Origin of the sequence: Shouchella lonarensis, assembly GCF_900096965.1 — a bacterium.
Taxonomy (GTDB): Bacteria; Bacillota; Bacilli; order Bacillales; family Bacillaceae_D; genus Shouchella; species Shouchella lonarensis.
Genome location: NZ_FMYM01000008.1, coordinates 23,289 through 45,435, shown reverse-complemented (window position 1 = coordinate 45,435; position 22,147 = coordinate 23,289). Strand labels below are relative to the sequence as shown.

General features: G+C 42.5%; 20 protein-coding genes. 1 reads left to right on the top strand and 19 read right to left on the bottom strand.

Features of this window, described 5'->3' with window-relative positions; genetic code table 11:
* Position 1: 1 nt before the first annotated feature.
* The 19 genes from priA to BLT29_RS09200 all read right to left on the bottom strand — a co-directional run bounded on the left by priA (position 2) and on the right by BLT29_RS09200 (position 20,259).
* A complete protein-coding gene (priA, locus tag BLT29_RS09290; protein ID WP_090776054.1) occupies positions 2–2,407 on the bottom strand; it encodes a primosomal protein N' in 2,406 nt (801 codons plus the stop codon).
* Positions 2,404–3,615 (bottom strand): bifunctional phosphopantothenoylcysteine decarboxylase/phosphopantothenate--cysteine ligase CoaBC, encoded by a 1,212-nt coding sequence (gene coaBC, locus BLT29_RS09285; protein WP_090776053.1) that lies wholly within the window; start codon positions 3,613–3,615, stop codon positions 2,404–2,406. The genes priA and coaBC overlap by 4 nt, the downstream gene beginning before the upstream one ends.
* Before the next feature lie 114 nt (positions 3,616–3,729).
* Entirely contained in the window at positions 3,730–3,957 is a 228-nt protein-coding gene (rpoZ, locus tag BLT29_RS09280) for a DNA-directed RNA polymerase subunit omega (protein WP_090776052.1), read from the bottom strand.
* Positions 3,958–4,017: 60 nt separating this feature from the next.
* Entirely contained in the window at positions 4,018–4,608 is a 591-nt protein-coding gene (gmk, locus tag BLT29_RS09275) for a guanylate kinase (RefSeq protein WP_090776051.1), read from the bottom strand.
* A gap of 19 nt (positions 4,609–4,627) precedes the next feature.
* A complete protein-coding gene (remA, locus tag BLT29_RS09270; protein WP_090776174.1) occupies positions 4,628–4,891 on the bottom strand; it encodes an extracellular matrix/biofilm regulator RemA in 264 nt (87 codons plus the stop codon).
* A gap of 232 nt (positions 4,892–5,123) precedes the next feature.
* Positions 5,124–5,501, bottom strand: a complete 378-nt coding sequence (gene crcB / locus BLT29_RS09265) for a fluoride efflux transporter CrcB (protein ID WP_090776050.1) — start codon at positions 5,499–5,501, stop codon at positions 5,124–5,126.
* Complete coding sequence (crcB, locus tag BLT29_RS09260; RefSeq protein WP_090776049.1) at positions 5,498–5,887, bottom strand: fluoride efflux transporter CrcB; 390 nt, start codon at positions 5,885–5,887, stop codon at positions 5,498–5,500. Before crcB (BLT29_RS09260) ends, crcB (BLT29_RS09265) begins: the two co-directional genes overlap by 4 nt.
* A 100-nt stretch (positions 5,888–5,987) precedes the next feature.
* Positions 5,988–7,130: a DegT/DnrJ/EryC1/StrS family aminotransferase gene (locus BLT29_RS09255; RefSeq protein WP_090776048.1), complete on the bottom strand. Its 1,143-nt coding sequence runs from the start codon at positions 7,128–7,130 to the stop codon at positions 5,988–5,990.
* A gap of 13 nt (positions 7,131–7,143) precedes the next feature.
* Positions 7,144–7,773, bottom strand: coding sequence for an acetyltransferase (locus tag BLT29_RS09250; protein WP_090776047.1), 630 nt, complete (start codon positions 7,771–7,773; stop codon positions 7,144–7,146).
* A gap of 21 nt (positions 7,774–7,794) precedes the next feature.
* Complete coding sequence (locus BLT29_RS09245; RefSeq protein WP_090776046.1) at positions 7,795–9,567, bottom strand: polysaccharide biosynthesis protein; 1,773 nt, start codon at positions 9,565–9,567, stop codon at positions 7,795–7,797.
* A 50-nt stretch (positions 9,568–9,617) separates the two neighbouring features.
* Complete coding sequence (locus tag BLT29_RS09240; protein ID WP_090776045.1) at positions 9,618–10,565, bottom strand: glycosyltransferase family protein; 948 nt, start codon at positions 10,563–10,565, stop codon at positions 9,618–9,620.
* Positions 10,566–10,603: 38 nt separating this feature from the next.
* Complete coding sequence (locus BLT29_RS09235) at positions 10,604–11,635, bottom strand: glycosyltransferase (protein WP_090776044.1); 1,032 nt, start codon at positions 11,633–11,635, stop codon at positions 10,604–10,606.
* A 15-nt stretch (positions 11,636–11,650) separates the two neighbouring features.
* Positions 11,651–12,691, bottom strand: a complete 1,041-nt coding sequence (locus tag BLT29_RS09230; protein ID WP_141769880.1) for a glycosyltransferase — start codon at positions 12,689–12,691, stop codon at positions 11,651–11,653.
* Positions 12,692–12,763: 72 nt separating this feature from the next.
* Entirely contained in the window at positions 12,764–13,708 is a 945-nt protein-coding gene (locus BLT29_RS09225) for a glycosyltransferase (RefSeq protein ID WP_141769879.1), read from the bottom strand.
* 10 nt (positions 13,709–13,718) lie between these two features.
* Complete coding sequence (locus BLT29_RS09220) at positions 13,719–14,813, bottom strand: DegT/DnrJ/EryC1/StrS family aminotransferase (protein ID WP_090776041.1); 1,095 nt, start codon at positions 14,811–14,813, stop codon at positions 13,719–13,721.
* A complete protein-coding gene (locus BLT29_RS09215; RefSeq protein WP_090776040.1) occupies positions 14,810–15,349 on the bottom strand; it encodes an acyltransferase in 540 nt (179 codons plus the stop codon). The genes BLT29_RS09220 and BLT29_RS09215 overlap by 4 nt, the downstream gene beginning before the upstream one ends.
* 19 nt (positions 15,350–15,368) lie before the next feature.
* Positions 15,369–16,343 (bottom strand): NAD-dependent epimerase/dehydratase family protein, encoded by a 975-nt coding sequence (locus BLT29_RS09210; RefSeq protein WP_245701200.1) that lies wholly within the window; start codon positions 16,341–16,343, stop codon positions 15,369–15,371.
* 31 nt (positions 16,344–16,374) lie between these two features.
* Positions 16,375–17,493, bottom strand: a complete 1,119-nt coding sequence (locus tag BLT29_RS09205) for a glycosyltransferase family protein (RefSeq protein ID WP_090776039.1) — start codon at positions 17,491–17,493, stop codon at positions 16,375–16,377.
* 96 nt (positions 17,494–17,589) lie between these two features.
* Entirely contained in the window at positions 17,590–20,259 is a 2,670-nt protein-coding gene (locus BLT29_RS09200; protein ID WP_090776038.1) for a calcium-translocating P-type ATPase, SERCA-type, read from the bottom strand.
* Positions 20,260–20,395: 136 nt separating this feature from the next.
* Between BLT29_RS09200 and BLT29_RS09195 the strand changes: the two genes are divergently transcribed.
* Positions 20,396–22,102 (top strand): Rqc2 family fibronectin-binding protein, encoded by a 1,707-nt coding sequence (locus BLT29_RS09195; protein ID WP_090776037.1) that lies wholly within the window; start codon positions 20,396–20,398, stop codon positions 22,100–22,102.
* The last annotated feature ends 45 nt before the right edge of the window (positions 22,103–22,147 follow it).

Genomic DNA, 22,147 nt, shown 5'->3' with positions numbered 1-22,147 from the left:
CTTACATAAAAAAGTACGGACACACATCCATACTTACTTGCAATTTTTTATTCGTTCGCTGCTGTCCGTAATGACGCATTAGTTCAAAGAGCGTCTTTTGTAGCTTCGGTTCTCGTTTATATTTTAGCACGCATTGATAACGATATCTATCTTTGATCCGGGCGATCGGTGAAACAACAGGACCGAGTACAACCGTTTCTCGTGCCAGTTTATCTGTTAAGTGCCGTTTAATGTTTTGCGCTGTTTGAATGACAGATGGTAGCGTCGTATCTGAGATCGTGATCAGTGCCATATGATAGTAAGGTGGGTATCCGCCTTGTTTCCGTGCACGCATCTCTGTTGCAAAGAATGCCTCATAATCATGCTGCTGTACAAGCGTAATACTATAGTGTGCTGGTGTATACGTTTGAACCACCACTTCTCCTGGACGTACATCTCGTCCCGCCCGTCCAGCCACTTGCGCAAGTAATTGGAATGTACGCTCACTACTACGAAAATCAGGTAAATGCAGCATTGTATCTGCAGACAACACACCAACAAGTGTAATATGAGGAAAATCAAGCCCTTTGGCTATCATTTGTGTCCCAAGCAAAATATCCGCTTCTCCCGCTCCGAAAGCGTCAAGCAACCGTTTATGTGACCCTTTTTTGCGCGTCGTGTCTACATCCATCCGCATCACCCGTGCCTCTGGTAACACACGCGCAAGCTCTTCTTCTACTTTCTGTGTGCCAGAACCGAAAAAACGAATGTGCGTACTGTTACATTCGCAACATACTGTTGGCGCTTTTGTTTGGTCACCACAGTAATGACATTTTAGCGCATGACCAAGACGATGATACGTATAAGAAATATCGCAATGTGTGCAACTAGCGACATAACCACAATCTCTACACATGACAAAAGTCGCATACCCTCGTCGGTTTAAAAACAACACACTTTGCTCACCTTTTGCTAATCGGTCTTTTAACGCGTCCATCAATGCTTGTGAAAACATCGAACGATTGCCCATCCGTAACTCTTCACGCATATCCACAATATGCACATCCGGCAACGGACGACCACCAACCCGTTCTTGCAGAGAGAGCAACGTATAGACACCTTTTTTTGCACGCGCATACGACTCCAATGAGGGCGTCGCACTTCCTAAAATGACAGGCGCATTATGATGCACCCCTCGCCAGATTGCAACATCTCGTGTATGATAACGCGGATTCTCTTCTTGCTTATAGCTCATCTCATGCTCCTCATCAATGATGATGAGCCCGAGGCGTGAGAATGGCGCAAATACCGCCGAGCGTGCACCAACAACGACTCTCACTTCACCTTGATGAATTTTACGCCATTCATCATATTTCTCTCCCGTTGACAAGCCAGAATGTAAAATCGCGACCAAATCGCCAAAACGCGCCTTAAAACGCTCGACCATTTGCGGGGTCAAGGCGATTTCTGGTACAAGCATGATCGCTTCTTCTCCCTTATCCAATACGAGCGCAATGGCTTGCAAATAAATCTCTGTCTTACCACTACCGGTCACACCATGTAGCAGCATCACTTCATGACAGTCAGATACGATCGCTGTTTGTACAGTGTCCATCACTTGTTGTTGCGCAGCGGTCAATGGCAGTGGTTCACTCCGCTCAACGACCGTTGATCCAAGCGGATCACGATACACTTCCATTTCTTCTTCATATAAAATTCCTTGTTTTAAAAGTGGTGTCAACACAGATCGCGTCGTCCCCACTTGCTCGAGCACCACTGTTGTTGGCATCGTTTTTTCCGCGGTAGCGACATACGTAAGAAGTGCTCGCTGCTTCTTTGCCTTCGCTGAAAGCAATGACAGTTGCTCATCGAGATTGCCTGCCACACGCTGCAGCTGGCGAACGGTTCGCTTCTTTCCTTTCTCTTGCACATCGTAATCAATAGAAACGATTCCTGATACCAGCGCTGCTTGCACCGTAGCAGCATCGCGCTTCAATACAGGTTGTACATCTTTCCACGGCACAGCGCACTGCTTGACAAATAACGGCTGTAATGATGGTGGAAGCTCATGTCGTTCTACATGACACGTCAATAATTGCGTCACTTTCGCCTTTAATGCTGCCGGTAACATCGCCGCAAGTGCCGTCGCGGTAAAACAAATCGTTTCTGCAGCCAACCATTGACCGAGCGCTAATAACTCTTCTGTCAACACCGGCACTGGATCACGTACTTCAATGAGGGCGCGCAAATTCGATTGTTCACTTTCGTGTACTACAGCCATTAAAAATCCTTGCACAGCACGGCGCCCAAAAGGGACAATGACACGTACACCTGGTTTCGCAACGACTTTCCATTCTAATGGAATCGTGTAATCATATAACTGATCTGTTTGAGCTGTTGGCACGTCCACAATGACTTTTGCGATCACGGGCGTGCACACCTTTTTTCGTAAGCTTCAACCTCGTCAAACACATGGCGAGCGACTTCGGCTTTCGTTTGTTTTTCATAATGATGGCAATGATCATCTTTCGTATAAATTGACACGATGTTTGTATCGACATCAAATCCAGCACCTTCCGCTGTAATGTCGTTTGCCACGATGATATCTAAATTTTTGCGCGCAAGTTTCTCCCGTGCATGACGTTCCACCTGTTCCGACTCTGCGGCAAAACCGACCAATAATTGTGCGTGTTTCTCTTCTCCAAGCGTTCGCAAAATGTCTGCTGTTGGTGCAAGCGCCAACGTCCAATCGTCATCCGCCTTCTTTTTTCGCTTTTGTTCGTATACATGCATCGGGCGATAATCTGAAACCGCTGCTGATTTCACGACGACATCCGCATCATCATAACGAGCGAGCACTGCCTCATACATATCTGCTGAAGTCTTCACTGAGACAACCTCCACACCGACAGGGATAGCCTCTACTGTCGGTCCAGAAATTAACGTCACGTGAGCACCACGATTACGCGCTTCGCGTGCAAGTGCATACCCCATCTTCCCTGACGAATCATTGCTTAAATAACGTACCGGGTCAATCGCCTCGCGTGTTGGACCAGCAGTCACAACGACGCGCTTATTAGCAAGGGCTGTATTCGGTGTCGCATGCATCTGAATATATTCTAGCAACTGCGGCACTTCGGGCATGCGTCCTTTTCCTGTCCAGCCGCACGCCAAAAAGCCCGCATCTGGTTCAATCACCTCGTACCCATAAGTAACCAAACGTGCAAGGTTTGCTTGCACACTCGGATGATCAAACATGTTAACATTCATTGCTGGTGCCAACACAACAGGTGCTTTTGTCGCTAACACTGTCGTTGTCAACATGTTATCTGCCATACCGTGAGCAAGTTTGGCGATCGTATTTGCGCTCGCCGGTGCCAAAAAAATAAGATCGGCGCGATCTGCCAAATCAATGTGCGTAATTTTTCCTGCATCTGGTTCGTCAAATGTATCGATGTACACATGGTTACGTGAAACGGCTTGAAAAGTGAGTGGCGTCACAAATTTTGTTGCCGATTCTGTCATCATGACATGTACCTCTGCACCAGCTTGTGTTAACTGACTGACAAGCGCTGCTGACTTAAAAGCAGCAATGCCGCCGCATATGCCAACAACAATGACTTTATTCTCTAGCATCCTGTTCCCCCCTACACATGCTCCCCCAAAAATGAAAAAAAGCGCCCCCACCGACTCGCTCGCGCATGATTCCTCATACCAAAAGCGCGCACCGGCGAAGACAGCTTTAAAACATTATTTGCTCTTTTCTAACACAGCAGCTGGCGGCGTTTTTTTTGTTAATTGATCATGTACAACTTCTTCTAACGCCATGCCAACGAACTTACTAGACTGCGCGACTTTCACAAGCGGCGCGCGTGACGTATCTTCTTTCATTTCTCGCGCACGACGCGCTGATACCGTCACCAATGAATATTTCGAATCCAACTTTTCAAGTAAATTATCAATAGATGGGTATAACATTCTTTTCCTTCACCCTCTCATTTTTCTTATCTATGTTCATCCTGCCCGTTTATCATCTTGTTAATCAGTCAACCGCTCACGGCGACAATGTTCTGCCGTAACAATTGCCTGAATCCGACTGACCGCCCGATCGACTTCATCATTTTCAACAACGTAATCATACATACTCATAAGCTCTAATTCATCTTCAGCTACATTCATACGCTCATTAATCACATCTTCTGTTTCCGTCCCTCGGTTAACGATGCGATTCCGCAACTCTTGCAAGCTAGGCGGTGCCAAGAAAATAAAAACACCTTCTGGAAACGCCGCTCGCACTTTACGTGCACCTTGCACTTCAATTTCTAAAATAATATCTTGTCCTGAATCAAGCGTCTGTTCCACGTAACTACGTGGCGTACCATAGTAATTGCCAACATACTCAGCCCATTCTAACAACTCACCCGCTGAAATCATGCGCTCAAATGCCTCACGGGACTTAAAAAAATAATTGACACCGTCAACTTCACCCTCACGTGGTGCACGCGTGGTCGCCGAAACAGAATACTCAATCTCAGTTGTTTGCGCACGGAGCGCCGCACAAACCGTCCCTTTACCAACCCCAGCCGGTCCTGATAATACAAGTAGTAAACCTCTTCTCTTTGTGAACACCGCCCTCACCTCCAAACAGCTATCCTTCCAACATTTCCTCTTCTTTTATATGTAATCGCTGTGCAACCGTTTCTGGCTGAACTGCACTTAACACAACATGATCGCTATCTGTGACAATGACTGCACGGGTACGCCGACCGTATGTTGCGTCAATTAACATATTGCGATCACGTGCTTCCTGCATAATTCGTTTAATAGGTGCCGATTCTGGACTCACAATCGACACAATCCGATTCGCCGAGACAATGTTTCCAAACCCAATGTTAATTAACTTTATCGTCACAACAACATCCCCCATTCAAGGTGCGTCTTTCTTCTCTATCGCCTTCCTTGTAACATCTGTACACCATTTCCTCCCTCAGCTAACACCTAAGTGCAACATACATTGATCTTTCCTTTTAGTCTACCATTTTACACGCTTGTACGCCAGTCTTTTCCGAGGAATACGAAAGGAAACGACCGAAACCACCCCTTCAAGTAACTTCCAAAGACTGTCTTCTTGTGCACAACGCCATTTACTTTAAAATATACATTGTGCAACGCCACGAAAAGAACGTAACCAATATACTAAGCACAACAGACGCGCTCGCATACACAATCGCTTTTTTCCATTCATTTTTCTCGATCATTGTCACTGTCTCATAACCGAACGTTGAAAATGTCGTGTACGCACTGAAAAACCCAACTGAAACAAGCAACCAAATTTCTTCATTCACTTGCTCCATAAAATGTAAGTAAGCAACTACCCCAAGCAATGCAGAGCCAGATACATTCACGAGCAACGTCGCAAATGGAAACTCTTTTCTTTGGTCAATATATCTCCCGATAAATGAGCCAATCAAATAGCGTGCTGCCGCTCCGAATGCCCCACCCACACCAATGAGCCAAATCATTTTGCTTCCCCTTTCTGTGCGGCATATGTTCGGATCAGCTTCCAACCGCCTCCTGCTGCAAGCACACCTAATATCACACTTAAAAGTATGTAGACGATCGCTAACCCTACCATCCCTCTTTCACATAATAAAACAACTTCTGTAGAGAACGTAGAAAACGTTGTGAACGACCCGAAAAAGCCTGTCCCTACAAATAATACGAGTAAATCGCGACGAGGCACTTTTGTAGCTTCATATGTTAAAAACATTCCTAGAAGGAAACAGCCGCTCATGTTTACTAAAAATGTGCCAATAGGAAAACCTTCTCCGATGTGGAGCCATTCACCTAACATATACCGGCAAATAGCTCCAAGGAATCCCCCTAGCATGATTGCGATGATATTCATGTGTTCACCTTCTTTACTGACACGTCATATATCATTTTTATCCTAACTACACATTTATTTTAACATGAAGTACATCATGCCACATCTTTTTGACCAATACTCACACGGCCAGTACACTCCTCATTATTTGGATGACTTTATTTTGTTGTTCCGCTGTCAAATTAGACCCAGACGGTAAACATAACCCTTGACAAAACAACTGCGTTGAAACATACTCATCTCCGTGCGCAAAACTCAAATTTTCTTGAAACAATGGTTGCAAATGCAACGGCTTCCACAACGGTCGTGCTTCGATTTGATGCGCTTCAAGCGCTTGAATCACTTCCGGGTATGTCTTGCCTACTTGTTGTGGGTCTATCGTTAAGGTCGTCAGCCAGCGATTATGACGACCAAATTGCGCCTCAGGCATAAATGTCATCCCTTTTATCCCGCTGAAAGCATCTCGATAACGGTTAAAAACATCTCTCCTTGCACGCACCCTTTCTTCAATCTTTTCTAATTGTCCTCTACCTATTCCCGCTAATACATTACTTAAACGATAATTATAACCAAGTTGCTCATGTTCATAGTGTAACACCGGTTCTTTTGCTTGCGTCGCTAAAAATTTCGCTTTCTCAATAAAATCCCGATTATTTGAAACAAGCATGCCTCCACCAGACGTCGTAATGATTTTATTTCCGTTAAATGAAAACACCCCAAAGTCTCCAAGCGTCCCACTTTTCTTTCCTTTATATGTTGATCCAAGTGATTCCGCTGCATCTTCAATTACTGGGACACTGTGTTCACGGCAAATGCGCAAAATTGGTTCATAATCGGCACTTTGTCCATAGAGATTTACGACAATGACTGCCTTAGGAAGCAATCCTTTCGCCACGTAATACGTCATTGCTTTTTGTAAAGCAACAGGAGACATATTCCAAGAATCAGGCTCAGAATCAATGAACACCGGTTTGGCACCTAAATAAAGAATTGGATTGGCGCTCGCTACAAATGTAAAGGTGGAGCAAAAGACAATGTCTCCTTTCCCCACACCGACAAGCGATAATGCTAAATGAATGGCCGCTGTCCCAGAGCTCGTCGCTGTCGCAAACCGGCTCCCAACATAGTCAGCTATTTCAGCTTCAAAAGCATCCACATTTGGACCGAGTGGCGCAATCCAGTTGCTTTCAAAAGCATCCGCTACATACTTTTTCTCTGCCGCACCTATATGAGGAGGAGATAAAAAGATACGTTCACGATCCATCTTATACACCTCACTAATCTACACTTTTTATTGAACGAGCTGGGACACCAACCGCTGTGCATCTCTGCGGAATATGCTTCGTTGCAACTGCACCAGCACCTACTGTTGTCCAAGCACCGACATGAACTTTAGGAATTAAAACACTCCCTGTTCCCAAATGTGTGCCTTCATCTACTTTTGCTGCGCCAGCCATTGCTGCTTGTGGGGACAAATGGGCGAAGTCACCCACGCAGCAGTCATGCTCAACGATGGCACCTGTATTCACAATCACGTGCCTCCCAATTGTTGCACGCGCATTCAGCACTGCATTTGCCATTACAACCGTGCCAACACCAATGGTGACATTCGTGCCAATAACAGCACTAGGGTGAATGAGCGTCCCGTATCTTTCTTCTCCTATCTCAATACCGTCTACAATACGCTTCCTTATTTGGTTATCACCGATTGCAACCACTATGACACTATTTGGGTAAGAAACAAGCATCTCTTCTAGCATGATGAATGGCGCCCTTACAATTGCACCATGCCGCGGCTTGTCGTAAAGATCATCTACTATTGCCACCACTGTCAACTCATTTGCTTTTGCAATGTCTTGAATCACTTGACTATGACCACCATCCCCGACAATGATTAGCTGTTTCACTCTCCCTCCCTCCCCTTATTTCTAAATGTTATTTGCTACTCGAAGTAATTCTTCTTTCCCTACTTCCCTTTTTTCAAATTGAGAAAGGAATTTTTCAACATCATGATGTTTAAGTTTCTTTCTCTTTCCTCGATAAATTTTTGGATAAACTTGCTCTTCATGTACTTCATCTTCCCCAAGCAGCTCCTCCGTTAATTTTTCCCCTGGGCGCACACCCGTAAAAGTAATATGAATCTCATCTTCTGTGTATCCGGATAAACAAATTAAGTTACGTGCCAGGTCTACAATTTTCACTGGTTCACCCATATCAAGCACAAAAATTTCTCCCCCTTGCGCGAAGACACCTGCTTGTAAAACGAGCCGTGATGCTTCTGGTATGGTCATAAAATAACGCGCCATATCCGGATGAGTAACCGTCACTGGTCCCCCTGCTTTAATTTGTTCTTTAAAAAACGGAATGACACTCCCGCGACTACCTAGCACATTCCCGAACCGAACAGCGACAAAACGTGTATCGCTTACCGTATCTAAATGTTGAATGACAGCTTCTGCGAGTCGTTTCGTTGCCCCCATCACACTCGTTGGGTGTACAGCTTTATCAGTTGAGATCATCACAAAAGTATTGACCCCCACTTCGTGTGCAGCTTCTGCCACATTTCGGGTGCCAACGACATTGTTTTTCACCGCTTCTTCAAAATGATGTTCCATCAATACAACGTGTTTATGCGCAGCAGCATGAAAAATGACATGTGGGCGGTGCTTTGTCATCATGGACAACATTGCTTCCTTATCTTTTATATCTGATATTTCTGTCTCAATTAATAAAGATGGCACCTCTTCTCGGAGTTCCCTCTCAATCAGGTAAATACTATTTTCGCCGTGTCCTTGCAAAACGAGTTTCTCTGGTGAAAAACGGCTTAGTTGACGACAAACTTCAGAGCCAATTGACCCACCGGCACCCGTCACTAAGATGACTTTCCCCGTAATGTATTCTGTCACACCTTCCGCATCGAGTTTGACAGGTTCCCGTCCTAATAAATCTTCTACATTCACATCTGTAAACTCACTAACTTGAACGCGTCCCAACATCAAATCCTCCAAACTAGGTAGGATTTGCGTCTGCACTTTCGTTTCTGCACAAAGTGTAATAATCCGGTTTAATACTGATTTACTAAGAGAAGGGATCGCAATAATAATACAATCGACTTGAAACTCACTGACAATATTCTTCACTTGTTTAATGCTGCCTAGTACAGGCAAACCAACAATTTCTAAGCCGTGTTTTGTAAAATTATCATCTAAATAACCGATGGGTTCTATTTCTTGCACTCTCTGTCGTAACCGTTGTGCCAGCAAGGTTCCAGCAGAGCCTGCGCCGATAATAAGCGTTCTCCTCCCTGTTTTCTTGCTTTCCGCATGACCACGATACAAATTGTTCATCAACCGTAGTCCTCCTATGAACAGCATATGCATCATCCAGGTGACGACTAGGACACGGATATCAAACTGCAACAAAAAAAAATGGACCATGATAACACAAAGTATTGGGATCGTTACAACAGACACAATTACTTTTATCTCACCAACACCTGCATATTCCCACGCTCGTTTGTAAAAATTGAACACGTACGCACATAAATGGTGTAGACACAACAACAAGAATGAACTGATGGTTAGATTCATCGTCAAAGAAAATGGTGCCAAAAAAAGCAAGAAGTAGCTCACGAAAATAGCGAAAAAAACAATGACGGAGTCCATCATAACAAGAGGCATCCATCGTCTCTTTCCGTTCACACTGACAGCTCCCTTCATCTTTCTTATTGTTAAATCATATGTCCACCCCTTTACATCTCAGAACGTTCTTTTGCAATAATTTCTTCTACCTTCTTTATAAACTGCACGGCTCTGACGGTCGTCGCGTGCTTTCGATGTACCATTTCCATGCCATTCAGCGCTATCCTCTTCCGCTCTTCTTCATTGTTTAAATAATAATATGCCTTCTCTTCAAAATCATTTTCATCTACTTCCACAAAGTGTTCTCCCGGTATAAAACCAAGGTCACGTATTTCTTTTGAACATGGTGCGAGCAACAACGTATTACATGCACAAATTTCATAATACTTTAATACAGGATATTGATAGATGCTATCACATGTAAAAGCCATTTTTGCGCGATTGATTTCCATCGCATACCGCTCACCGAGTACACATTGATGAGGTGCTGCATACATTCTTTCATACGTCGGATGCGGACGTTCAAAAAAACCATCCCTCCCTTTAAATGTTTCGAGCATTTTCGCACGGAGCGGATAAAATTTCGGATGCGTGTTTCCGGTCATCAAGAAGTCAATATCTTTTTCTGCACCATAGTCTTTAAAAATGTCTGTATTCACTTCTGGCGGCATCCAAATCATTTGGTCTGTCAACTCTGGATACCATTGTAAAAATTTGTCCCGATAATATGTGAATACATATTTGATTTCTTCTTCTTTCACTGCCTTTTTCCGCTCTTCTTTACATAGATGAATATCACTAAATAGCGCTGCGCACGGGATACTTATTTTTTTTACGCCTGTAACGGACGGGTCATATCTACGTTTAGCCATATACTCATGCAAATAGATAAAATCTGGCTTAAAATCAATCTGAGCAAGAATATTTTCAATAGATCCTGAAGAATATGATGCGTGGAAATCAGTCATCTTTTTTATTTCGTTAAAAAAATACCCGAGTCCCAAAACCATTGGCCTTTCTAAGTTTCTGCCTATATAAAGGAACTTGATTTTTTCCATTGAATATCCTCCTTCATGACCAATAAGTGGACCGTATGTTAAGATAACATTTGTTCATAAATCCGCTTTACTTCTAAACTATTTTTCAACATATCATGACGTTCCTCCACGTACTTTCTTGATTTTTTTCCAATATCAGGTAATGCATCTTTATTTCTTAAAACGGTTTTCATTACATCACGTAACGTATCTGCATTCGCGTTGATCACGGGTACATCATCAGGATAGTGGTCCAGCATAAAATCACTCATATAACAAACAACCGGCTTTCCCATTGCCATTGCTTCAATTGAGACCATGCCATAAATACCAAGATGTAGTTGGTCAATGACTAAATCTGCTTGTTTATATAATTTTTTTGCTTCAGTATGTGAATAACCTTTGATTAACTTAAAGTCAAACGCGAACTCATCTTTTAATTGCGCCATCACTTCTACAATAGCTTGTGTTCCTTTTATTTTTGTGTCTGTAGGTGCATGCACAATGAGCATACGGTCGTTATCACTTTCTCTTGCATCCATCTCATAATCTCCTAAGTCAATCATCACGGGTACAACAAATATATTCTCATAGTAATCTTTCACATACTGGTATATCTCCATGTCTTGAACAACACAATAGCGAATGTTTTTGGAAAGCAGCTTTAACATATTGTCTATATGACCCGCACTAAAGCTTCCTTTTACAACCGCATACGGGTTTGTTTGTAATGCTGTTTCCAATACCCGCACTTCACTTCCCCAATGGTGAATGATCAGCGGCTTTTCTTCGCTTTTTAACAACTGCACATCTGCATATCCATGTGTAAATGTGCGATAACCACTATGGTAGTTAAAAATATCAAATTGATCCATACACTCATTTTTTAAAAACGCTAAAATTTCTTGTTGCGTTGCTCCAGGCCTCCATAACTTCTCCAATCGATAAGGGTCTTCATAATTGAGATAACTTTTAATCAAATTCACACTTCTCCCATGTACACCATGACAGTTTAACCCTTTCACAAGTGTCCCCATCTGATTCGCTGTTTCTAACGGGCCATGGAGAACGCGGATCGCATTCTTTTTCACGTCGTACACCCCCCATTAGACCAAAGACATGATCTCTTGATAGATCCGTTTTACTTCTAAACTATTCTTTAACATGTCGTGACGCGCTTCCACAAATGTTCTTGCTTTTTTACCCAGCTCAGGTAACACGTCTTTATTTTTTAACACCGACTTCATGACGGTAGGAAATGTGTCTGGATTCGCATTCATCACAGGCAAATCTTTAGGATAATGGTCTAGCATAAAATCACTCACATAACAAATGACCGGTTTCCCCATTGCCATTGCTTCAATTGACACCATGCCATAAATGCCGAGGTGTAGCTGATCAATGACTAAATCAGCCTGGGCATAAAGTTTCTTCGCTTCGGCATGTGAATAACCTTTAATGAGTTTAAAATCAAAGTCAAATTCCTGCTGCAAGTCGCTCATCACTTTTACGATCGTTTCCGTCCCTTTGATGCCCGTATGAGTCGGTGCATGGACAATTAACATCTTCTCTCGTTCTGACACAGGTACATACTCGTATTCAGACATGTCTATCATGACCGGCACAATGTGAACATGCTCGTAATAATCTGTTACGTGAAATTTCATTTCTTCATCTTGAACGATGCAATGTTTAATATACCTTGCAATGTACCTTAAATATGTGTCAATGATTTTCTTCTCAGCACCTGGCTTCACTTTTGCATAAGGATTAATCTTTAACGCACTCTCTAGAGAACGCGCATCACTTCCCCAGTGATGCATCACAATGGGTTTCTTTTTACTAGAAAGCAGATGTAAATCTGAATAGTTTCGAGTGAAACTACGCCCAAAATGGAAATTAAACATATCAAAATTCGGCACACAGTTTTCCTCTAGAAAACGTAAAACTTCGGCTGGAGCGATGTTGCGTTCCCACACATTTTCTAGTGGGTATTTAGCAGGATATCGCAAATAATCATTAACAAGCGATACTGTACGGCAATAAACACCGTTTTCGTTTAATCCCCTTGATAATGCCTCCATTTGATTGGCGATATTCATAGGTCCATGAAGCACTCGTATCGTTTTTTCATCACTATTTTCCATACAATCAAACCTTTCCGCACACATTTAAAATGATTGTGATAGCACAAATCCACCTTCTTTTATCTTTTGTTGTTATTCATTTATGATCTTTGTAATCATTTCGACAAATTCTTCTGCCCGTTTGCTAGTAGCGTGACGTTTGTGAACCATGTCCATTCCTTTGCCCGTCACATACTTTCTTTTTTCTTCGTCCCTCAAGTAATCATATGCTTTCTCTTCAAAATTATTTTCATCGATCGCAACAAAATTTTCGTCAGGTCTAAATCCGAGATCGTATAACTCTTGTGAAAAAGATGCCAATAATAGCGTATGACATGCCGGCGTTTCAAAATACTTTTTAACAGGGTATTGATAAAGGGTGTCGCACGTAAAGCAGATTTTTGCTCGGTTTAACTCTCGTGCATACGCCTCACCAATGAAAATCCCCTCTTTATCATATTTTCTTTCTCTATAATGCGGATGGGGGAGTAAAACGAATTCGGGTCGGTCTTTCAACCTTTCTACAATGGTCGCCCGCAACGGATAATAAGGTTGAATCGCCACACCAGGCATCATGAAATCTATATCTTTTTCCAATTCATAGTTCCGATAAATATTCGTATTGGCATGATGGGGCAGCCACCTCATATAGTTTGAAAACTCCGGATACCAACGTAAAAATGCATCGCGGCAATAAACAAAAATGTGTTCTACTCCCTCTTTCCTTAATATCTCTTTTTTCTGTTTTATACTGAGTAAAGAATCCCTCGTCTCATGTAAATCATGCATATTCACAGCGTATGGACACTTTAATGTAGTTAAACCAGTAACCGCAGGTCCCCTCCTGCCCAAATAATCGTCAATGTACACAAAATCGGGGTCGAAAGCACTGCTGTCTATTATATCTTGAATAAACCCTGATCGATATGACACTTGGATATTTAAGTGCGCTCGCAACGCTTGAATAAAATAATCGACCGTTCTTGAGAGATAGTAATTGGGGTTAGAAGTAATAAATAACAAGTTGATGTTTTTCAAAGGATCCCCCCTACAACCTTTCTCGTTTCGTATAAAACCGGATCTCTTTCACAACTTTCTCCACGTCCACATCCTCATGACAAGGGAGCGAGATCGTATGTTGCTCAAGAAATAGCGCATTTTTTCGCTCCGAATGGTACTTTCGTTTGTAATAAGTCGTATGACTTAAACTATACGTCCCAATCGTTGACTCGATTCCTTGCATAAATAAATGGTGCATCAATTGGTCTCTATTCATTGTTACAGGAACTTTGAATGTAAGCGACTGTACATTATGGGTAACATCACCGCCCTTTTGCTGTATTTGAAAACCTAATGGTGCCAATTGGTTTATATATTCTGTGCGCATCTCATTCCTGTGGAAAATAATTTCGTTTAACTTTTCCAGTTGCTTTAAGCCTAAGAGACAAGGAATATCGGCTAGACGGTAATTATATCCTGTGTCAACAAAATCCAACTTGTTTTGGTTGAAAATCGCACCATGATTGAGACGTACATCAAGCCACGCTGCCCAGTCCTCATTTTCGGTAGTAATCGCACCTCCCTCTCCAGTTGTCAACAACTTTCTCGGGTGAAAACTAAAACAAGTTAAATCTGCCAGACTACCTGTACGTCTACCCTTCTCCGCACTGCCTAGCGCACATGCTGCGTCATCAATTAAAGGAATGCGGTAATGACGACAAATGTCATGAATCTCCTTTATACCTGTTGGATTCCCTAATGCATCAACAAAAATAACGGCTTTTGTTTTTGGAGAAATGAATGCCTCTAACTGCTCAGGAGACATATTAAATGTATTGACATCTACATCCGCAAATACTGGTCGCGCACCTACATTTTCAACAACATTGGCTGTGGCCGGGAAAGAGAAATCTGAAACAATTACCTCATCGCCTTCTTTTATGCCTAATAACTTTAAGCATACAGAAAGCGCTGTGGTCGCCGAAGTCGTTAAAAAAGTATGCGACGCACCAACGTAATGAGCCAAATTCTCTCTAAAACGTGTCACGTACGGTCCTTTTGTGAACATGCCACTCTTGAAAATGGCTTCTATTTCTTCTTTCACATCGTCATAAGTAATATATGGCTTTATTAACTTGATCATGAAGAAGTTCCTTCGCTTTTACGACTTTTTATCACTTTAGCCGGTACCCCTACTGCGATGCTGTAGGCTGGGATGGACCGATTGACAAGTGCATTTGCGCCAATTTTTGAATGCGAACCAACAGATACCTCTCCAATAATTGTAGCACCCAATCCAATATTACAATTTTCCCCAATTGTAATTGATGGAAAATGCAATGGAGAAAATAATATCGCTTCCTCCGGGTCGTCTGGCTCGATGTGAGAAGAAGCAAGAATACGAACAGAGGGACCAATGCCAGCTAACGAACCGATCTGTACCCCTCCCGCGCCATGAATAAAAGCATTTTGCCCAATCCAACTATTCGAGTCGATAACAAGGGCGTGTTTATAGTACCCTTTTAAAATCGTATTATGACCAATATATACATTGTCACCAATGAAGATTTGTTCTGGATGAAATATACGAACACCATCTTCTATGACCACATTTTGACCACAAGCACCAAGCTGTTCCTTTGTTACGTGACCACTTCCCTCACTTTTCCATCGTTTCATTTTTAATACCCCACTTTTTTCACTTCATTGTTCTCAAAAAAACAGCGGTACGGCGAATCCCTTCTTCCAAATCTATTTTTGCCTCAAATTGTAAAACATCCTTTGCTTTATCCGTATTAGGCATACGCAATTCAATATCGGCGTAATTTTTTGTGCCGTAGTGAATCACTGATTGAGACGATAGCACACGAATAATGGTGTTGGCTAAATGATATGTCGTCAATGTTGTATTTTTATTGCCGATGTTAAAAGATTCTCCTACAGCATTTGGATGTGTTAATGTAAGAAAAAGCGCTTCAATCATATCATCCACATAACACCACGAACGAATTTGCGCGCCATCCCCATAGATTGTAATTGGTTCATTCATAAGTGCACGTTCGATCATTGATTTAACCGCTCCCTCACCAATTTGTCCCGGACCATAAATATTGAATGGACGGATGGTGACAGTTGGCAATTTTAATTGTTGGTAATAAGATTGCGCCAAATGCTCTCCAGCTAACTTACTTACTGCATACGACCAGCGCCGTTCCTCAGCCGTACCAATGATCGCTTCATCCCTTTCACCTGATCGAAAGGCCATTTGACCATACACTTCACTTGTACTAAAACAAACGACCCGATCACATCTCTCCATTGTCGCAGCCGCCTCTAATACGTTTGCTGTTCCTATCATGTTGACACGCATCGTTTTAATTGGATCATTTGTCACCGTATCAATACCAGCAATGGCTGCCATATGAATCACGTGTGTTGCACCTTGCATAGATGTCTTTAAAAGTTCCTTATCAAGAATATCACCCTCAATGACATGAACACGTGGGTGATTTGCATACTTCTTATATTTAAGAGAATCTCGAGATAAGTTATCGTATACAATGACGTCATTATGGCTAATGAGTCTCTCAATAAAAGATGAGCCAATAAATCCTGCTCCTCCTATAATGAAAACACGATTGTTTGTAAACAAATTCTTTTCTGAACTACTCAAGACATTGTTCCCCTCTCTTAACAACGCATCATCACGTTAATGAATTGAGGATACGTTCATAGAATTGTTTCATTTTCTCGCTATTTTCTGCGTAATCATGGACCCTTTCCACATATTTCCTTGATCGTTTCCCTATTTCTGGTAGTGCGTCTTGATTGCTCAGCAGTGACTTCATTACAGCTAACAATGTGTCAGGATTCGCGTTAATAATAGGAAGGTCAGATGGATAATCCTCTCGCATGAAATCACTAATATAGCATACAACCGGCTTTCCTAATGCCATTGTTTCTATTGCTAATGCGCCGTAACACCCGACATGTAATTGATCAATAATGAGATCGGCTTGCTCATAAATCGCCTTTGCCTTGTTATGAGAACAATTTTGAATAAGTTGAAAATCAAATTTGAAATCTTCTTTTAGCTCCTCCATCACTTTTAAAATCGTGTCTCTTCCTTTTATATGGGCATGTGTAGGCGCGTGTACAATTAAAGGCACACCGCTATTTAATTTTGGTTGTGTCTCCTGATACTGAGACAAATCAATGACAATGGGGAATCGAAATACTTCCTCATAATAGTCTTTCACATAATATTCAAGCTCTGCATCCGCGACGACACAATACTTGATTTGATCTGCGCATGCTTTTATTTTCCGGTGAAAAACAGACGGAAGAATATTCCGTTTCACCCTTGCGTAGGGGTTAATTTCTAATGCAGCTTTTAAAGAGCGAATATCACTTCCATAATATTGCATAACAAGAGGTTTTCCTTCATCCCGCAAGATAGAAATGTCTTTTTGACTCGGAATAAAAGTAAGTCCAAAGTGGAGATGAAATAAATCGAATTGATGAGCAAGGTTATTCTTTACAAACTTTTCTAGTTGGTCATCGGTTGCATCCTTTGATGGCCAAATACCTTTGAAAGTGTATTGCTTTTCATAAGCCAAAAAACTATTGTAAGTGTCCACCGTTCTACAAAAAACGCCTTTTTCACTTAACCCCTTTGCTAACGTCTCCATTTGGTTCACAATATTTGTTGGCCCATGAAGCACACGTATCTTTTTACTATTCGCTCCCCCCATAACACCGTTCCTTTCCTCATGTCTTGTGACAAACAGCCATTGTGCCATACCATGTTTATTCATTTCCATGATAGAATATACATCCCTTCCCCCACATGAAGAAAGACACTGATTCACGCTTGAAACGTTTGTCAGTGTCTTTCGCTTGTTTTAACTAACTTTGCATCATTTCTTACCAAATCCTCCAAAAACGACAGTCGGAATCGACGCCATACCTAATACCAACAGCCATTCTTTCACTCCAAGTGATACGGTATGGAAAATTGGTTGCAACGTTGGCATATAAATGACGGCGACCATGAGTACGACCGATAAAGCAACTGCGCCAACAAGATAGCGATTTTCAAATGGGTTGCGATGATAAACGGAGTATTCGCTCCGACAATCAAACACATGAATAAGCTGGCTCATCACTAATGTTAAAAACGCAACCGTTTGGGCAAGAATCAAATTGTCAGGCTGATGATCATACGTGAGTGTAAATGCAATCAATGTAACCATCCCAATCATGAAACCACGACTCACAATTTTCCAACCTAGTCCTCTTGCAAACACGCCTTCATCCGGTGCCCGTGGCTTTCGTCGCATCACGTCTCCTTCTGCTTGGTCCATCCCAAGTGCAACCGCGGGTAAACCGTCTGTAACCAAATTGATCCATAAAATTTGGATGGCCACAAGTGGCAGCGGCATGCCGAGCATCATTGCAAACAACATGACCAAAATCTCGCCCACGTTAGACGCAAGCATATAGCGGATAAACTTGCGGATGTTTTCGTAAATATTGCGACCTTCTTTAATGGCCTCTTTAATCGTTAAGAAATTATCGTCGGCCAACACGAGTGCTGATGATTCTTTTGCGACATCGGTGCCCGTCACGCCCATTGCCACACCAATATTCGCTGCTTTTAAAGCCGGTGCATCATTTACGCCATCGCCTGTCATCGCCACAATATGTCCTCTCTTTTGCAATGCCTGGACAATTTTTAACTTATGAGCAGGCGACACACGTGCATATACGTACACAGATTCCACTTCACGCTCTAACTCATTTACAGACAACCGGTCTAAATCCCCACCATTTAACACCCTTCCTCCTTCAGGTAAAATCGCAAGCTCTTTTGCAATGGCTGCGGCTGTTACTTGGTGGTCACCTGTAATCATTAACGTTTTAATCCCTGCCGCACGACATTCTTCAACCGCTTCTTTTGCTTCCACACGCGGCGGGTCCATCATTCCTTGAAGACCAACAAACGTTAAATGCTTTTCTGCCTGTTCTGCCGATTGACACAGTTCCCCTTCAATTAAAGGACGATAAGCAATCGCAAGCGTGCGCAACGCGTTGCTCGCCATTTTTTCGACCGCTTTGTTGATTTGATTGCAATGATGATCACTTAATGCTTCTGATCGGCTCATTGAAAAAATGGAGCGGCAATGATGCAGCACAACGTCGGGGGCACCTTTTGTAACGACATATTTTTTTCCTTTAGGATCAGACACAATCACACTCATCATCTTCCGCGTAGAGTCAAATGGAAACTCCTCTACCCGTTGGTATGTTCGTGCTAAACTCTCCTGATCATACCCTAATTTTGCTGCGACAATTAACAGCGCGCCCTCCGTTGGGTCCCCATCTAACGTATGATTTTCCTCTTTCTTGACGAAACGCGCATTTGTGCAAAGCGCACCGTAGCTTAATAATCGTTGCAAGCCTACTTCTTGTTGCAGGTCAATGCGCTGGTCGTTTTGATTTAAAATCTCTCCATCTAGATCATAGCCAGCTCCTGTCACAGAAAACCATTGATCCTTTGTCCAAAGCTGTTTCACTGTCATCTTATTTTGTGTTAATGTCCCCGTTTTATCTGAACAAATGACAGAAGCACAGCCAAGTGTTTCTACTGCTGGAAGCTTCCTCACAATGCCTTTTCTCTTAATCATCCGTTGTACGCCGAGGGCGAGCGCGACGGTGACAATGGCTGGCAAACCTTCTGGTATCGCTGCAACTGCAAGTGACACACCCGAGATAAACATCGTATGCAAGTCATGCCCCTGCAACAAGCCAAACAGGACGACGAGTGTTGTAAGCAATAATGCGACGACAATTAACGTTCGTCCTAACTGTTCTAGCCGACGTTGCAATGGCGTTGCAAGCACTTCTGCTTCTTGCAGTAAGTGCGCTATTTTTCCCATCTCAGTTCGCATGCCTGTGCCAACAACCACACCGACACCACTACCTTGTGTAACCATCGTTCCCATAAATGCCATATTGGCACGATCCCCAAGGGGCACATCCTCTTGTGCAATCTCATCACTTTGCTTTTGTGAAGGGTGTGACTCGCCTGTTAAGGACGCTTCATCAATGCGCAATCCCGACGTTTCTAATAAACGAATGTCTGCTCCCACACGATCCCCTGCCGACATCTTCACAATGTCACCTGGCACAACGAGTACAGAAGCAATTCGCTGCCACTCACCATTCCGTTTCACATACATTTGTGGCGCAGACAATTCTTTCAACGCATCAAGCGACTTCTCTGCTTTGCGCTCCTGAAAAAAACCTAAAATCCCATTCAATAAAACAATGCACATAATCGTTAACGCATCGAGTATCTCACCAATTAAACCAGAAATGAGTGTAGCTGCTAATAGTACAAGCACCATAAAGTCTTTAAATTGCGCCAGAAATGTAAAAAATACGGATGGGCGTGGTGCTTCCTTTAATTTGTTTTGTCCATACGTACCCATCCTTTTCCTCACATTTTTATCATTTAATCCTTGCTTAACATTTGCATTTGTCCTATAGACCACTTCTTCTTGCTTCATCATATACCATTTCATCTTGCCACCTCGCATTCAATCATTACAACCGATATCTTTACCTGCACACCTTTTATACAAGCTATCTTATTCAGCTAGAAGGACAATCATGCTATACTAGAAAGAGATTTTCTATTGTAAAGTTGAGGTGAACCACATGTCATTTGATGGCTTTGTGACAAGAGCAGTGACACACGAACTACAGTCTCTTCTTGGTGGACGTATGAATAAAGTCTTTCAACCGTCTAAAACGGAGCTCGTATGCGCCATTCGAGCACACGGAAAAAATCACTTTTTATTACTATCTGCAAATGCCACGTTTGCCCGTGTGCATATGACAAAAGAGAAATATGAAAACCCGAACGAACCACCGATGTTTTGTATGCTATTGCGTAAACATTTAGAAGGCGGCATCATTCGTGCCATTACGCAATATCAAACAGATCGGATCATTACTTTTACGATTGAAAAGCGGGACGAACTAGGAGATACAAAAACAAAACAACTTATTGTTGAGATCATGGGTCGTCACAGTAATATCATCTTAGTTGACCCCACAACAAATATGGTAATTGACAGCATTAAACACGTGCGTTTTGATCAAAGCCGTTATCGTACAGTTGGACCTGGACAGTTATATAAACACCCACCTGCTCAAGAGAAACAAGACGTACTCACTGTGACTGAAAAAGACGTTTTAAAGTCACTTGACTTTAATGCAGGGAAACTCAGTGCACAACTTGTACATTCTTTTCATGGCTTGTCTCCGCTCGTTGCGAACGAAATTGTTCATAGAGCTGGTCTGGCAAACCAAACGACATTGCCCAAAGCCTTTTTCGATGTGATCGAACCGCTAAAAACACATTGTTACACCCCTGAGATCGTGGGCGGCAAGAAAGCTTTTTTCTCTGTCGTTCATTTGGCTCACAAAAATGGAGATCGCACGCATTTTTCAACGACGAATGATATGCTTGACCGTTACTATTACAAAAAAGCAGAACGAGATCGTGTCAAACAACAAGCTTTTGACGTAGAACGTCTGCTAAAGCAAACATATGAGAAAAACAAACGAAAACAAGCAAAATTAACAGAAACATTGACACGTACAAATGAAGCAAACTTACATCAACATTATGGAGAACTATTAACCGCTCACTTACACTTAGTCAAAAAAGGGGCGTCATCTATTGACGTCGTTGACTATTACGATCCTGAAGGGCGTTGTGTAACCATTGCCTTAGATCCAACAAAGACAGCGGCTGAAAATGCACAAGCCTACTTCAAGCGTTATCAAAAAGCGAAGACCGCTCGTCTTGAAGTCACAGACCAAATACAAAAGACGCGCATCGAGCTTGATTACCTCGCTAATTTATTGCAACAACTTGACGTTGCCTCACCGAAAGATATTGAGGAAATCCGAGAAGAATTACGAGATGGCGGGTACATGCGCTCACGTTCCTCCCATAAAAAAAAGAAAAAGAGCCAGTCGAGTCACCCTCAACTAGAATCTTACGTTTCTTCTACAGGGGTCCCGTTTTTTGTTGGAAAAAATAACCGACAAAATGATTATTTGACACGCCATTTCTCGCGCCAAGATGAAATTTGGCTTCATACAAAAGACATCCCAGGCGCACACGTCTTAATTCGTTCTACAGCACCTGATGAAGCAACATTGAAGGAAGCGGCGATCGTTGCTGCCTATTTCTCAAAAGCAAGACACTCTGCTTCTGTACCAGTTGACTATACAAAAATTCGCTATGTAAAAAAGCCGAGTGGTGCAAAACCCGGCTACGTGACGTACGAAAAGCAAACAACATTATTTGTCACACCTGAAGAAGAAAAGGTATTACAATTGAGGCGTTAAGAAGGGCGTTGACAGAAATAGGTATTTTCCCAACATGAAGGGATA